Annotated in this window: 10 protein-coding genes and 1 pseudogene; 2 read left to right on the top strand and 9 right to left on the bottom strand. The window is 46.8% G+C overall.

Annotated features, from left to right (window positions below):
- Positions 1-54 precede the first annotated feature (54 nt).
- From WJQ40_RS11935 to WJQ40_RS11920, 4 genes and pseudogenes are all read right to left on the bottom strand, one after another.
- A complete protein-coding gene (locus tag WJQ40_RS11935) occupies positions 55-1,695 on the bottom strand; it encodes a polysaccharide biosynthesis protein (protein WP_118797798.1) in 1,641 nt (546 codons plus the stop codon).
- A 53-nt stretch (positions 1,696-1,748) separates the two neighbouring features.
- Entirely contained in the window at positions 1,749-3,194 is a 1,446-nt protein-coding gene (gene glgA, locus WJQ40_RS11930) for a glycogen synthase GlgA (protein WP_118797797.1), read from the bottom strand.
- Between the two features lie 99 nt (positions 3,195-3,293).
- A pseudogene (locus WJQ40_RS11925) lies at positions 3,294-3,647 on the bottom strand (sporulation initiation factor Spo0A C-terminal domain-containing protein); the annotation flags it as partial.
- A 262-nt stretch (positions 3,648-3,909) separates the two neighbouring features.
- Complete coding sequence (locus tag WJQ40_RS11920; RefSeq protein WP_337540501.1) at positions 3,910-4,956, bottom strand: S66 peptidase family protein; 1,047 nt, start codon at positions 4,954-4,956, stop codon at positions 3,910-3,912.
- Positions 4,957-5,090: 134 nt separating this feature from the next.
- On the opposite strand from WJQ40_RS11920, the gene WJQ40_RS11915 reads away from it, so the two are divergent.
- Positions 5,091-6,923 carry a beta-L-arabinofuranosidase domain-containing protein gene (locus WJQ40_RS11915; RefSeq protein WP_337540499.1) on the top strand — a complete coding sequence of 611 codons (1,833 nt, stop codon included), beginning with the start codon at positions 5,091-5,093 and terminating at the stop codon, positions 6,921-6,923.
- On the opposite strand, the gene WJQ40_RS11910 is transcribed toward WJQ40_RS11915, so the two are convergent.
- Entirely contained in the window at positions 6,920-7,771 is an 852-nt protein-coding gene (locus WJQ40_RS11910) for an AraC family transcriptional regulator (RefSeq protein ID WP_337540497.1), read from the bottom strand. The genes WJQ40_RS11915 and WJQ40_RS11910 overlap by 4 nt on opposite strands.
- 104 nt (positions 7,772-7,875) lie before the next feature.
- Between WJQ40_RS11910 and WJQ40_RS11905 the strand changes: the two genes are divergently transcribed.
- Positions 7,876-9,222 carry an MATE family efflux transporter gene (locus WJQ40_RS11905; protein WP_337540495.1) on the top strand — a complete coding sequence of 449 codons (1,347 nt, stop codon included), beginning with the start codon at positions 7,876-7,878 and terminating at the stop codon, positions 9,220-9,222.
- Here WJQ40_RS11905 and WJQ40_RS11900 read toward each other — a convergent pair.
- From WJQ40_RS11900 to WJQ40_RS11885, 4 genes are read right to left on the bottom strand one after another with little or no spacing between them, the layout of a single operon-like run.
- Positions 9,188-11,611 (bottom strand): alpha-galactosidase, encoded by a 2,424-nt coding sequence (locus WJQ40_RS11900; RefSeq protein ID WP_337540493.1) that lies wholly within the window; start codon positions 11,609-11,611, stop codon positions 9,188-9,190. The genes WJQ40_RS11905 and WJQ40_RS11900 overlap by 35 nt on opposite strands.
- A complete protein-coding gene (locus WJQ40_RS11895; RefSeq protein ID WP_337540491.1) occupies positions 11,608-13,017 on the bottom strand; it encodes a glycoside-pentoside-hexuronide (GPH):cation symporter in 1,410 nt (469 codons plus the stop codon). Before WJQ40_RS11895 ends, WJQ40_RS11900 begins: the two co-directional genes overlap by 4 nt.
- A complete protein-coding gene (locus tag WJQ40_RS11890) occupies positions 13,014-15,488 on the bottom strand; it encodes a glycoside hydrolase family 2 TIM barrel-domain containing protein (protein ID WP_337540488.1) in 2,475 nt (824 codons plus the stop codon). The genes WJQ40_RS11895 and WJQ40_RS11890 overlap by 4 nt, the downstream gene beginning before the upstream one ends.
- Entirely contained in the window at positions 15,485-16,063 is a 579-nt protein-coding gene (locus tag WJQ40_RS11885) for a TetR/AcrR family transcriptional regulator (RefSeq protein WP_118797790.1), read from the bottom strand. Before WJQ40_RS11885 ends, WJQ40_RS11890 begins: the two co-directional genes overlap by 4 nt.
- Between the last annotated feature and the right edge of the window lie 167 nt (positions 16,064-16,230).

The raw sequence follows: 16,230 nt of genomic DNA, 5'->3' as shown, positions 1-16,230 counted from the left end.
CAAACGAGGGCAGACCCAAATGTCTGCCCTCTGTTTTTCTCTTCTCTCTGTCTTTCAGCTTCTCAGCAGTCTCGTTTTTCTGGCAATCTTCACAAGCAGGTAACCTTTTGGCAGCATTTTCATCTCATCCTCTGTCACTGCACCTAATAACAGGATCATAACAAAGTAAATCGCTGCTGCCAGTACAACTGCCACAAACAGGGAAACCAGATTGCTGTGCAGGAGCAGGTATATCCCCTGATATATAAAAAATGCTGCTGCTCCCATCACAGCAGAGGCAAGAACCGGCCTTACAAATGTCCTCCCTATCTCCTGCTTATAACGCAGATGCTTCCTTAATGCCGCTCCATTCAGGACACACATCAGAAAAGCGTACAGGATGATCGTTACCGCATAATAATACGGTCCATAGCTCTCATCCAGAAAAATGATCATGGCTGCAAGCCCTGCTGTCTGAAGCACCAGTGCAATGGCCGCATTGATCACCGGACTGTTCAGTCTTCCGATCGACTGCAGCACCGCATTGGAAAGTGTAGAGACCGCATAGAAGATCACACTGACTGACAGTACCATAAGCAGAGACGAGGACAGATCGATCGAGGCTTTCTGGGGATACAGAACCAGCATGACCGGCTTTGCCAGTACGCCCATTCCTACTGCTGCCGGAATCGAGATCAGCATGGTTGCCTTGACTGCCCTGGCAACCTGATTTCTTGTCTCTTTCAGATTCTTTTTCGCATATTCTCCGGAAATACCGGGAATCAGTGCAGATGCCATGGCTGAGGACAGTGCTATGGGGATGTTAGAAACCTTTACTGCCTTACCAACGATACCTGTATGAGCCGCAACCCCGGCATCTGTCAGACCATGCAGATCCATCATCAGCTTCTGATAAAGCGTCTGATTGATAAAGGTATTGGCATTATAAATAAAGGTACTCAGAATAAAAGGTGTCACCACCATAATGATCATTTTGAAAATTTCCTGATAGGATTCCTCTTTATGCCCGGTATCATGAAGTATCCTTCTTTTGAGAAACGGTCTATTCACAAGGTAAAGCCATACCATAAATAAAAGAGCTGCAAGCACACCTATGCCTGTACCGATCGCACCGCCTGCTGCTCCATAGGCAAGACCATTTTCACTTTGTGTCCCTCCCGCTGCCTGCAGGAGAAGATATGCCATAAGGATACTGAAAACTGCATTCAGGATCTGTTCCACGATCTGTGATACAGAGGTCTGAACCATACTTTTATGTGCCTGGAAATACCCACGGAGCACACCAAGAATACCACTCAGGAATATGGTAGGCGCCAGTACCCGCAGTGCCGGTATCGCTGCCTCGATCTGCACAAGCAGACCTGCTCCGAAAAATACAAATAAGCTGGCAACACTACCGACTACCAGCACATAAATAAATGCACACTGAAAAATGCGGTGTGCATTCCGATATTCTTTTACTGCAAGCTTCTGGGCGATCACCTTGGATATTGCCGAAGGAATACTGTAGGATGAGATCAGAAGGACAATGGTATACGCATAGTAAGCCGTATTATAGTACCCGATTCCTTCATCTCCAAGGATCGCTGTCATCGGGCTGTTGTACAACAGCCCGATGATACGAACGATAATTCCTGCAGCGGCAAGGATACCCGCCTGCATAATCAATCCCTGACTCTGTTTTTTATTTGGCATAACCTGTTCTCCAAGTCTTATGCTGTGATCATCTGTTTTACAGGTTTTCTGCTTTATCCGATCAGCCAGTCATACATCTCCTGATATTTCTTTGCTGATACATTCCAGGAGAAATCTGCTGCCATGGCACGGTCTACGATCTTGTTCCACTCACGCTTCTTTTCATAATAGATCTTCTCTGCATAATAAATTGTTCCAAGCATCTCATGTGCATTGTAATTGGTAAAGGAAAAACCGGTTCCTGTGCTTTCATATTCATTGTAAGGCTCAACCGTATCCTTAAGTCCTCCTGTCTCTCTCACGATAGGGACAGTTCCATAACGCAGGCTCATAAGCTGGCTGAGTCCACACGGCTCAAATAAAGACGGCATCAGGAACGCATCACTGGCTGCATAGATCTTGTGTGAAAGGGCATCTGAATAATAAATATTGGCAGATACCTTATTGTTGTATTTCCAGTCGAAGTGACGGAACATATTCTCATACCGTTCTTCTCCTGTTCCAAGCACAACGATCTGGACATTACTCTGACAAAGCTCATCCATCACATAGGAGATCAGATCAAAACCCTTCTGATCTGTCAGTCTTGAAACAATACCGATCATAAACTTCTTGTCATCCTGTTCAAGACCAAGCTCTGCCTGAAGGGCACGCTTATTCCTGATCTTCTCTTTGCGGAAATTCATGGCATTATAATTAAACTCTATGTTTTTATCTGTTTCCGGATTGAATACATCTGTATCGATACCGTTCACAATACCACGCAGATCTTTACTTCTGGCTCTGAGGAGACCATCCAGTCCCTCACCATAAAAGGCTGTCTTGATCTCTTCTGCATATGTGGCGCTTACGGTTGTGATCGCATCTGCGAATACGATCCCTCCTTTTAACAGATTGGCATCCTTATAGGCCTCAAGTTTATCAGCGGTAAAGTAATAATCAGGCAGTCCGGTAATATCCTGTACCTCCCTGATCCCCCATTTCCCCTGAAATTTCAGGTTATGTATGGTCATAACCGATTTGATCCCTCTGTAGAAATCACTCCCCTGGAAACGCTCCTTCAGATATACGGGAATCAGTCCTGTCTGCCAGTCATGGCAGTGGATCACATCCGGCCTGAAATCGATCACCGGAAGAATAGAAAGCGCTGCCTTGGAAAAAAAAGCAAATTTCTCTATTTCAAATAATGCATTATCACTGTATGGCTTAAAGCCATTAAAAAACATCTCATTGTCAATAAAATAATATTTGACGCCATCTACCTCTGCATACAGCACTCCAACGTATTCATTTTTCCAATGGAAGTCCATATAGAAATGCGTAACATAGCTGAGCTTATCCTTCATCTCCTGCTTCATACAGGTATATTTGGGAAGGATCACCCTGACATCAAAATATTCCTTATCAATACACTTGGGGAGAGAGCCCACTACATCTGCCAGTCCCCCTGTTTTAATAAATGGTACACCCTCTGATGCGACAAAAAGTATTTTTTTCATCACAAGCCCTCCAACATTATTCTTAAAATCCAGTATACCGCATTCTACGGTTGAATAAAAGAGATAATTTGGAAAAAGCCCCTGAAAAAGCTTTTGGGATCAGTCCTTGTAGAGCAGACGTATGGTATCTGCGATCAGGGCAATAAACTCTGAGTTCGTGGGTTTTCCCTTACCATTGTTGATCGTATAACCAAACAGAGAATCCAGTGTTTCCATTTTTCCACGGTTCCAGGCTACCTCTATTGCATGTCTGATCGCCCTCTCCACTCTGCTTGCAGTAGTCTGGTATCTGGCAGCAATCGTCGGATACAGTACTTTGGTAATGGAGCCTACCATGTCTGCATCCTCCACCGACATGATGATTGCCTCCCTTAAATACTGATATCCTTTAATATGCGCCGGTACACCGATCTCATGGATCATGTCCGTAACATCCTTCTCCAGATTTCTCTGATGTATCATCCCTGGCTCCTTTTCCTGCGGCTTCTCCTCCGTTATAACATTTTTTCCGTCTCTTGGTACTGTGATCATGATCTGGAATTCCCGGTTTGCATTGATCAGATCACCCAGGATACGATATACCTTATCGGTATCCTTAACAGAAGCAAAATTTAGCTGTTCCATCCTAATTCCTCCATATTATAACAAATCCTTTTACGAATCCATTATAAGGAACAGAAAACCTCTCTTCAACTGTCATTTATCGCATGGATTTTCAGCAAAGGCTCATGGATATCGTTATTTTTCCACTTATTCCCCCGATCTCTGCCATACTTCCACAGATTAAGGGGATTGCCGGCGGTAAATGACCAAAGTCGGCATCCAGTATCACAGGAACCCTGTATTCTTCCAGAACCGGAAGAACCGCCCCTGCTTCATCCAGATCCATCATAGCTCCTCCGTTCAGTGATCTGCCAAAAACAAAGCCTGCCGTATGGGCAAACCACCCTGTATGCTTCAGCTGGAACAGCGCCCTTCTTATGGAAAATACGTTAAGGTCACAGGCTTCCAGGAACCAGAGTATCCCATCCTCCCTGTAGGCTTCACAAAATTCCCTGGTCCTGTCAAATTCTGTTCCGGATAAATTGGCAAGACAGTCAAGACAGCCGCCAAGAAGTCTTCCCTGCAGCTTTACCTCACTGCTCTCCTTAAGCTTTCCTTTACTGTCCGGTACAAAGAACCGTGATCTGACCGGTTCCGTACAGTTGTAGGGTGCCAGCGGGTTTTCTTCTGATTTCAGGCTTTCCTTCTCATACAGCTCATAGCTTTCAAATGAAAGCTTTTTTCCCCTGAGCAGAGCGAAGGTGTCTTTTATGGACGGATGTGGCGGCTCCATGCCAAAGGAAGCTGCGCAGGGTCCATAAACAGCCGCCGTGTCGCAGAGCGTTGTCAGAAGATAGGTCATATTGGTATTGTCTGAATATCCCAGATACCACTTGGGATCTGCCTTTCGGATTCTTTCAAAATCCACAAAGGGAAGCACTTCACACATCAGTTCCCCACCGCCGCAGGAGATCAGAATATCATTTTCCTTCCTGCAATACCACTCTGTCAGCTCTTCTGCACACTTCTCAGGTGTATTGCTGATACCAACACCGCTGTTTTCATAGCAATTTGGTCCTATGTCAATTCTATACCCCTCTTTTTTCCACTTGTCCAGTGCATGGTTAAAGGCAGTTCTGTAGGGCTCTGTGCTGCAGCCAAAGGATGGTGCTACAAAGCCGATTGTTCCATTTTCCTTAAGAAATTCCGGATATCTCATATTAGGCTTCTCCTTTTTTATTCTCTGTCTGAATTTGACACTAAATCTGTCCTTTTGTCTACCCCTGTTTTTTTTTGATCTGTTATAATCATATCAGATTCTGACGAATTTTTATATGGAACAGGAGGTTCTTTATGCTGCAATCAGTAAAAAACAATACCGTTTCCATTCTCCCCGGTCTGTTCCGGGAACGTATGGACGTAAACCGCTCTTACTTAATGGAGCTTGATTCCACCTGTCTTCTCCAGAACTTTTATCTGGAAGCAGGCTTTATCCTGCCCGGTCTTCAGGTGATCGAGCATCCGGAAAGTGCCAACCTCCACTGGGGCTGGGAAGCACCAAACTGCCAGCTCCGAGGTCATTTCCTTGGTCATTTTCTCTCTGCTGCCGCTCACTATGCTGCCTTCGACGGCGATATCCTTTTAAAGGCAAAGCTGGACCACATTGTAGCCGAGCTGGCAAAATGTCAGGAAGAAAACGGCGGTGAATGGGTCGGCTCCATCCCCGAAAAATATTTTGAAAGACTTGCCAGGAATCAGTATATCTGGTCTCCCCAGTACACCATGCACAAAACCATCCTTGGTCTGATGCACGCCTACAGCTATGCCGGCAATGAGCAGGCCCTCACTATCATCAACAAGCTGGCTGACTGGTATATCCGCTGGGCTGATGCCATGCAGTCAAGAAATCCCCATGCTGTCTACTCCGGAGAGGAAGGCGGTATGCTGGAGGTATGGGCTACCCTCTATGAGCTTACAAAGAATGAAAAGTACATGACTCTGGTAAAGCATTATTATGCACCCAGCCTGTTCCGCAAGCTGGAGGAAGGTAAGGATGCCCTTACCAACTGTCACTCCAATGCCAGTGTTCCCCTTTCCCACGGCGCTGCCAAGCTCTATGAGATTACAGGCGATGAAAGATGGCTGAATCTTGTGAAGCTGTTCTTTGACTGTGCTGTCACAAAAAGAGGCATGTATGCAACCGGTGGCGGCAATGCCGGTGAGTTCTGGGTACCGCCCTTTATGCAGGGACAATTCCTCTCTGACAGGGATCAGGAATTCTGTACGATTTATAATATGGTCCGTACTGCCAGCTACCTCTTCCGTTTCACTGGAGAATCCAAATATGGTGATTATATTGAAAGGTGTCTGTACAACGGCTTTCTTGCACAGCAGAATGCCGTAACCGGTATGCCTGCCTATTTCCTGCCCCTGCGTGCAGGCGGTCATAAGAAATGGGGTACCAGGCGCCACGACTTCTGGTGCTGTCACGGTACCATGGTGCAGGCACAGTGCCTCTATCCGGAGCTGATCTATTATGAAGATGCTGCTGCAGATACTCTTTACATCAACCAGTATATTCCTTCCGAATACCACTTTGCTCTCGGAAACGCGTCCGGTACGATCAGGCAGACCACAGCCATGAAAGCCTACAATGCACAGGCACTTTTCGATGAAAAGGATGACGGACAGATGTCCAGATGGCTCCTGAAGTTTGAGATCAATGCTGTCAATACGGAAGGACTGACCCTGGCTCTGCGTGTTCCTTCCTGGTGCCAAGGCATCCTCCGTGTCCAGGTCAATGAAGAAGACGTTGCTTCCCCTGTGATCAAGGATGGCTTCCTGTATTTCAAAGAAGGACTGGATCAGGCAGTGATCACCATCTTCTTTAAGAATCTGCTGCATACAGAGGCTCTTGCTGATATTCCTGAGCTTACCGCTATCCTGGACGGTCCTATTGTTCTTGCCGGCATGACAGATAAAGACACCGGCATCCGTGGTGATATGGCGCATCCCGAAAGCTTCCTTGCTCCAAGGAATGAGCATACCTATGAAACCTATCCCTGGCAGCAGAATCACTACAGCACCAGAAACCAGGATATCAATTTTGAATTAAAGCCTCTCTATGAGGTTATGGACGAAGCCTATACGGTTTACTTTACTGCCAAAGAGGATAAATCCTGTTAATTGATATAGTGCTGGTAAAAGGTGTTCTTATACTGGGAGGGTGTGATCCCTTCCAGCCTTTTGAAGGTTCTCATAAAGTATTTCTCATCCTGGAAGCCGCTCTCATAAGCGGCTTCCTTGATGCTGATATTTCCGCAGGAAAGAAGTGCCTTTGCCCTGCTGATCCGTTCTCTGTTCAGATAAGACATAAGTCCTATTCCTGTCTCCTTCTTAAAACGCATGGAAAGATAATCAGGATTGTACTGAAAGGTTTCTGCTATCATCTCCCGGTTAAGAGATCTGCCGCAGTTATTGCGCACCCACTTCATGACCCGGTACATGGAGGGAGATATCCCATCCTTTCTTCCAAAAGCCGCTTCCAGGAATTCCTGCGTCAGCTCCATCAGAAGCAGCTCCAGCGCACTGTTTAAAATCCGTCCGGAATACAGATCCTCTCTTCTGGAATACTGGGTCACCTGCCGGAACAGAAGACTTACTCTCTCCCGGTTGCAGGCATTTCCATACTCCGGCAGGATACAGGCGTCCTCTCCCGGCTTTTCAGGCAGATGACGTTCTCCCATACGCTGCAGCTTTTCGTTTGTATCAAAATGGATCCAGAAATAAGAAAGACGTCCTTCGGATGACTGATAACCGTAATGTTCCTCCCCTCCGGGAAGCAGAAGAAGCTGTCCTTCCTTTACCTCCCTCCTGACACCATTGCCTGCAATGTAAAGCGTCCCCTCCAGTACATAGATCAGCACGTTGCTGCCCATCCTCCTGCGTACATGCAGAAAACCGTCATTGCTGACCAGATTGCCACTCAAGGCACAGTCTGCCGGAAATGCTCTTTCACAATAAAAGCAATCCATTTTCCTTACCCTTTCTTACTTTTTTCTTGCTTTTTTTCTCTATTAGTATATGATAATATTGCTTTTGGTTTTTTTCAACGAATTTAGAACTGATGTGAGGTATTATGAAAAAGTATGAAATGAACCTTTGTGAAGGTTCTCTCTTTAAAAAGATCGCCATATTCAGCATTCCCCTGATGTTTTCCAATATCCTTCAGGTGCTTTTCAATATGTCAGACATTGCGGTTGTCGGTAAATTTGCAGGATCACTTGCGCTTGGTTCTGTAGGATCAACCAGTATCCTTGTCACTCTTTTTACCGGGCTTCTGATCGGCTTTGCCGGCGGTATCAATGCCCTGACTGCTCTTTATATCGGCTCTAGGAGTGACAAAGACCTGACTGAAACAGTACATACTGCAGCCATCTTAAGCTTTATCCTCGGCATGCTCCTCATGATCTTCGGCATCCTGTTTACCCCTCAGGTGCTCAGACTCATCAATACCAAGGACGAACTGATAAACGGTGCTGTCCTGTACCTTAGGATCTATCTGCTTGGCATGCCGGCTCTCGCCATGTACAACTTTGGCAATGCGGTGCTGAGTGCTGCAGGCGATACCAGACGCCCCTTATATTATCTGACCTTTGCCGGGATCCTCAATGTGATCCTGAATCTGTTTTTTGTCATCGTATGTAAGCTGGACGTAGCTGGTGTTGCGATCGCCAGCATCAGCTCCCAGTATATTTCTGCCCTGCTGATCCTGCGGCTGCTCCTGAAAACGGACAGCAGCTTTGGCATCACCCTGTCTGCCCTTCATATGACAAGGGATAAGGTGAGGCGTATTCTGTCCATCAGTGTACCTTCTGCCTTTCAGAATACGATCTTTGCAATTGCCAATCTTTTTGTCCAGACCGGCGTCAACTCCTTCGACCATATCATGGTGGAGGGCAATTCCGCTGCCCAGAATGCAGATCCCCTGCTCTATGATCTGATGGCTGCTATTTATACCGCCTGTGCCAGCTTCATTGCCCAGAACTATGGAGCACAGAAAAAGGACAGGGTTCTGAAAAGTTACTTCATCTCCCTGTTCTATTCCTTTATGATCGGTCTTGTTCTGGGATGTGCCCTTTATCTCTTCCGCTATCCTTTCCTGTCCCTGTTTACCAACGACCGCGAGGTTGTAGATGCAGGAATCATCCGGCTTTCCGTCATGGCGCTTTCCTACAGCATTTCTGCATTCATGGACTGTACCATTGCAGCTTCCAGAGGACTTGGCAAAACGATCGTTCCTACCGTTATGGTCATCCTTGGCTCCTGTGTATTCCGTATCATATGGATCTACACCATATTCGCCTATTTTCATACGATCCAGTCCCTGTATCTGCTCTATGCATTTTCCTGGAGCATCACTGCACTGGCACAGATCATTTATTTTGTTATTATTTACCGCCGGATCGGGAAACAGCCTCTCTGATCCCTGTTCCTTCTGCAGGCGCTGCCTCCTCTATCAGGAAAATACGCGCATCATAATCCTGATAAAAGGCCGTATTTCCTTCAAAGCCAGTTCCCTGATATCCACTGGCAAGAGGAATCCCCGCTTTGTTCAGGATACTTCCTGTCACGATATGGTCTTCCTTTTCTCCATCAAGCTGTACCAGATGAGATAACGCCCCATGAAGCAGGGAATCCTGTTTCACCGGAATGGGTGATACGGTATTGATCAGATCCCCCATTCTCCGGATATCATATTTAAGGCTTCTGTTATAAACATGATATATTCTGTCCTCCAAAAGTCCCCTGGTCTTCAGATATCTGTGGGAATAATTGGGGAGCACCTGATTCTGGAACGTGATCCCGACTGCCCTTGTTCCATCCGGGCTTACGATATTCCATCTCACAGCCTCCGTATCAAACCTTCCCTTTGCCGCATGCCCCTTAAGCCGGTAGAACTGTCCAAACTGCAGGATCTCTCTCCATTCCTTATAAAGCTTTACTTCTTCCCTGATTTCAGCAAGTTCTCCTGCGGACAGGTCACTTAAGTTACACTCATATCCAAGAACACCTGCACACGCTATGGCAAACCGGCTCTCCAGAGGGATTCTTCGAAGAGTCTGATGATTTGGACTTGCCGATACATGAGCTCCCAGTACCGATTGGGGATAGCCGTAGCTGTAGCCATTCTGGATCCTGGCCCGCTGCAGTGCATCCGTACAGTCACTGGCCCAGATCTGTGGCATATAGCAAAGCATGCCAAGATCAAACCGGTTGCCGCCAGAAGCACAGCCTTCAAAGAGGATCTTGGGGAAACGCTCTGTCAGCTCCCGGATCACCCGGTAAAGTCCAAGCACGTACCGATGGGCAAAGACGCCCTGCTCCTCTGCCGGCAATGCCTGACTGTAATAATCGGAAAAGTTCCGGTTCATATCCCATTTCACATAATCAGCCCTGCTTCTCGTGAATACCCCTGTCATTTCCCGGATCAGATATTCCTGTACCTCTTCCCTCGTCAGATCAAGGAGAAGCTGATTTCTTCCCCTCGCCGGTTCAGTACCGGGGACTGTCACTGCATAGTCCGGATGTGCTCTGTACAGCTCTGAATTTTCACTGACCATCTCCGGCTCTACCCAGATCCCAAACTTCATGCCCATGGCATGAATCCTCTCGGAAAGTCCGGCAAGCCCACCTGGAAGCTTTTCGGTATTGTCATTCCAGTCGCCAAGCGCTTCTTTGTCAGAATTTCTCTTTCCAAACCATCCATCATCCAGTACAAACAGTTCAATTCCCGCTTTTGCCGCCTCTTTCGCCAGCTTCAGTACCTTTTTCTCCCTCACATCAAAATACATGGCTTCCCATGAATTAATGAGGATCGGACGCTCCTTTTTTTTCCAGTATCCCCTGACAATATGCTCCCTGACAAAGGCATGCATATGGAGACTGATCTGCTGATAGCCGCCGTCCGAAAACGTCTGTACCGCCTCAGGACTGCAGAAGCTCTCTAAAGGCTGCAGGGTGATTTCCAGAAATTCAGGATGGATCCCGGAAAGGAAACGTGCCCTTCCATGCCCGCCGATCTCCAGTGTTTCCTGGTGGTTTCCAGAATAAAGCAGGTTAAATCCATAACACTGTCCGTAGGTTTCGGAAAGTTCTGTTTCTCCAAAAATTATGAAAGGGTTGGCTTTGTTTGAAGAAGTGCCGCCACCGGATTCCACCGTAAACCTTGATGCGGACAGGATAGTTTCCACAGGCTCCATCTCTCTCGCCCATTCTCCGGAAAAGCTTAAGATCTTCTGCTGTCCATCTGTCCTCACATCAAGCTGTGTACTCATCAGCCGGAGAATACGCACCGGCTCTTCTCCTTCATTCCTCACTCTGGCAAAGCGGGTGATACAGTCGCACTCTTCAAAGACACTGTAAACCAGCTCCAGTACTGTCCGGCTTTTCTGATCCCGCAGAACAATAACCAGGGAGCTGCCCTCCTGTTCCTCCTCTTTGTATGCTCCAGGCAGACCATCCGGCTGTTCCTTTATCCTTTCTATCCGGAAGCTTTCAAACCGGAAATCACTGCTCCTGCTTCCATCCGCATACACAAGCTCGATCATGGGTTGTCCCAGATCTCCCCTTCCACGGGAGGAAGCTTCCTGGCACCAGTCATCCAGAGAAACCGTGCTTTCCTTTTGGTCAGCGATGATACTGCAGCCGTTCTGATTGGATATCACCGGGATCATGGCATCTATCCCGTCCTCCGTCAGAAACAGCTTTTCCCCATAATAGAGATGCGTCAGAAATCCTGCCGGATCTACATAAAACAGATAGCTGGTATGGTCTGTTTCAATCAAAAATCTTCCATTATTTTCTGTGATCATCGCATATCCCCTTTCCTTCTCTGCAGCTCTTCTGTGATCTCTCTAAGCTTCTCATCAGTCAGCATATATTTTCTGGTAAAGATAAAAACTGCTATCAAAAGACCAGCAATCGGAAGCACTGTCATTGTCATCCTGAGAACCGCCACGGAAGACGCACCTGCTGCAGCTGTCTCTGCTGCCGAGGTATCCTGACTGATATGGCTGATGCTGAGGCAGATGGATGCGATCATAGCCGCCACACCACTTGCCAGCTTTACCACAAAGGTCTGCATGGAAAAGATCACACTTTCATCTCTTCTGCTGTTTTTCAGTTCCCCATAATCTACTGTATTGGCAAGAAATACCGTTGTAAGCACGGTCAGCATACCAAAGGCCATAAATACAAAGAACCCGGGAATCAGCAGAAGATACACATTTCTGACTCCCATAAACATCTGGATAAGCAATACAACATAGCCGCCTACAGCCATCACAAAGCTCACATAAAACACCTGCAGTGCACTGAGCAACTTCCGGAGCAGCGGATAAAACAGCATCATGGACAGGATCTGCACACCACCACCAAAGGTATTAAACAGCACATAACCTGCATTCCAGTTTGCACCACCGATATCATATTTAAAGAAATAGATCAGCAGATTGGAAGTAATATACAGGGAACAGTTGATCAGTACAATCGTGATCACTACCGTCATTGCCTGGTCATTTTTAATCAGTGCCTGGAACATCTGCCCAATAGAAGGAGCTTCCATATCCACTGTTGATTTTTCTTTGATATTGATACAGGTAAGAACCAAAAGTACAACAAAAAGGATCGCGACCACAAGGGCGAACCACTGGAAACCGTACCGTTCAATCTCTCTTTCTGTCATATGAGAATGTCCGATTCTTCCAAGCAGCGGCACACAGATCATAGTAACCACTGTAATCAGTGCCGAGCCAACACCAGCACAGGAACGTGCTATGGTCGTCAGGTTCTCTCTTTCCTTTCCTCCCTCTGTAAAGGCAGGGATCATAGACCAGAAGGGAATATCCATCATGGTATATGTCACACCCCAGAGTATATAAAATACAGCTGCATAGGCGATCAGTCCGTTTCCGGAAAGAGCGGACGGTGCTGCGAACATCAGATACAGTACTACCGCATTCAGGCAGGTACCAATCAGCAGCCAGGGTCTGAACCGTCCCCATCTGGTTCTGGTCTTTGCCACGATCACACCCATGACCGGATCGTTAAAGGCATCAAAGATACGGGCTGCCATCAGAATCACCCCCATGGCAAAGGCACTGACACCCAGGATATCCTGATAATAATAAAGCACGTAGCTGGCAGACAGCATATACACCATATCCTTGCCTACTGCACCAAGTCCATAAGAAATCGTTTCCTTTTTTGAAAGCTTCATTGCAATACCTCCTTCTCTACCGTAAAATCAATCCGCATTTCTCCGAACAGCCCGCTGCTCAATATAAGCACAGCTCTGCCCTCTTCACCTGTCGTTCTGACATAGACACCGCCCATACCTCCATTTAAACTGATCATCTCCGGTCCGATCAGTGCTATGGGGCCTTCTGTGCGCAGTTTCAGTGCTTCCTGACAGAAGCATAACATATCTCCATACTCACTTTCTGCCATCAGCCTGATCTCTGCCACATCATAGGTATCTCCGATCACCAGATGATTGTCTGATACTCTGGTCTTGAGATGAGGCTGTCTCGCCGGTCCTTTCCGCACTGTGAAAACGACCACACCATCCTTCACTGCTTCAAAACGATATTCTGTCGCGATACCGCCCCAGTTTCCAATATATTTATTATAAAGTTCTACCGCATCCTGCATCTTCATTCCCCGAAACAGCACGCACTTGAGTGCCATCAGGATCGTTCCAAACGGAATATGGTTTAGTCCGTTTTTCGCAATGGAAAGCAGCACTTTTTTTACATCTGCTGCCTTTTCCTTCGAAAAGCCTTCCTTCGTTTCCAGCAGATCTCCTATGAAATCATCCAAAAGAATGGGACCGTGTAGGAGATTTCTGAAAGGAGAATCCCCTGTTTCAAAGGTTCCCACCAGCTCTTCATTTTTATATACCCGGATACTGTCCGTATTGGTCACTGCATACACATTCCGGATCAGGCTGGCCGGATATTCGCCGATATCCATGGAGGAAGATATCTTAAGTACCGTTTCTTCTTCCCCCTGGCTCTGATAAAGCGCTGCAGCAAGCTTGGGATTCCGGAAGGCATCCATGACGCCGTGGTAACAGATCCTGTCACCGCTGCCAAAATCCTTGTGGGTATTGTAATCGAACATGCACCAGCCAAAGCCCCCGGCAATATCCTCTTCCCCATAATAGGCATCCATGACTCTGGCGTGACGCAGCATATGCTCTGTCCTGTGTCCCTCACTGTCAAAGGTTTTGGTCGGATACATATGTCCATTGTATTCACTGATCAGATATCCTTTTTCAGGATCCGGTGTTACTGCCTTCTTTTTCCTGCATCCTCTGTTGTTCCCTTCATGCGAAAAGTCATTGAAGGCATAGACGTCCTCAAGCAGAGAGCTTTTCTGCAGATATCTTACTCCACTGGTCTGCCTTCCAGGATCCAGGCGATGTGCTGTCTCATTGGTCCGGTGGTAAAAAGGATCATTGTCCTCCGATTCATTGATCCGCACACCCCACAGGATAATGGAAGGATGATTCCGGTACTGCAATATCATTTCTTCTGTGTTCTTCACAGCCTGCTCCTGCCATTTCTCTCCTCCCACATACTGCCAGCCCGGAATTTCTGTAAATACCAGAAGGCCGATCTCATCGCATCTGTCAATGAAATGCTGTGACTGCGGATAGTGGGAGGTTCTGACAGCATTCACTGAAAGCTCCTGTTTCAAAATATCCGCATCCTGTCTCTGCATGGAAGCCGGCATTGCATATCCCACATAGGGATAGCTCTGGTGCCTGTTTAATCCTCTGATCTTCAGTTTCTTGCCGTTCAGATAAAATCCATCCTTCCGAAACTCAGCTTCCCGGAAGCCGATCCGGACATCATAGGTGTCAAGCAGCTTTCCTTCCCGATAGAGTTCTGTCCTGAAAAGATAAAGGAACGGATCTTCAGGAGACCACAGCTTCACCCCTTCTACCTCATGTACGAGCTCATTTTTCGTAAGCAGGTAAATACCGGATGTCGGTCCTTCCTCTGTCTGCTCTGTAAAAATAAGGCTCTGTCTGATCATAAGTCCTTCTGTCTGCAGCTTTTCCTGCCAGTCCTCCCAGTTATCCTGAGAAAGCCGCCGGATCTCCTCCCCTGTATTCAGTGTGATCTCACTGGAAAGTACCGGCTTTTCTTCCATTACCTTTTCTGTTCTGGCAAACACATCTGTGATACAATACTTTTCTCTGATATCCAGATAAACTTCCCGATATAGTCCGCCAAAGGTCATATAATCAATAGCTCTTCCAAAGGGCGGCAGATCCTGGCTCTCCCTGCTATCCACCTCGATCAGAAGGACATTTTCCATTCCCTGACGGATCCCTGCCGTCAGCTCTGCCTGGAATGCTGTGTAGCCACAGAAATGCTCCGTCAGCAGAATGCCATTCAGATAAACCCTGGCACTGTGGCCTGCCGCTTCAATATTCAGAAAGATCCGTTTTCCTTCCCAGTCCTTTTCCGGTACAAAGCATTTTCTGTACGCACAGTGCTTCTGGTAGATGCTTTCGTCAAAATAATGAAGCGGTGTGACAGCAGCTGTATGTGGCAGTTCTACCTCTGTCCCTTCCGGAAACCCAGCTGTTTCCTTTTCACACAAAGCTGGAGTATATTCTTCAAAAAAAGACCATCCTCTGTTCCAGTAGATCCTGTTTTCCCTGTTTCTGTTCATTGCCTTTCCTCCTTCATGCCATGGATCAGTACCTGTATCATTTCCTGCAGTGCTTCTTCATAGCTGATCCCGCTTTCTATCAGTACATTGCTGGCAAAGAAATGGCTGATCGTCCCTTCCAGCATACTCTTGATGATCGGTATGGACACCGGTCTTACCTCTCCTCTATCAATCCCCTGCTCGATCAGTGAGATCGTTGCATCCCAGTCCGTATCCAGATACTGCTCCACGCTCCGGTAGACATGAGGATATTTTTCCTTTAACTGATACAGATTGCTCAGTCCGATATTCTGATATTTCTCAGGAAGCACTACCATTATCTTCTCGATCTTTTCTATGATGGAAAGGGAGGGATCCTTTACAATCTCCTGCTCACTGCGTTTAATATCCCGAAAGCAGTAATCTGCCAGGGCAAGCAGCATGGCTTCCTTGCTTTCATAAATGGTATACAGTGTTTTCTTGCTCATGGTAAGACGCCCTGCCACGTCATTCATGGTGAATTTCAGTCCTTTTTCTGCAAACTCCGCTATGGCCGCATTCAGAATCTTTTCCTGTATCTCTGTAATCTTTTCCATTCGCTTTCCTTCCTGTCATTGATCCTCTTCTGGTTTAGATCCTTTTTGTCGGAAACCAGATTTCATTTTATGGTTTCCTTATTGGTAAAAAGAAAACCCGGAAACTCATTTCGGTTTCCGAGTTTTCTATATTATATCAAATTCTGCATTCTTGTTCTATCGGCATA

The sequence above is a fragment of the Suilimivivens sp. genome (genome assembly GCF_037359455.1).
Lineage (GTDB): Bacteria > Bacillota > Clostridia > Lachnospirales > Lachnospiraceae > Suilimivivens > Suilimivivens aceti.
The sequence above is the reverse complement of the archived record's forward strand: the minus strand, read 5'-3'. Positions and strand labels throughout refer to the sequence as shown.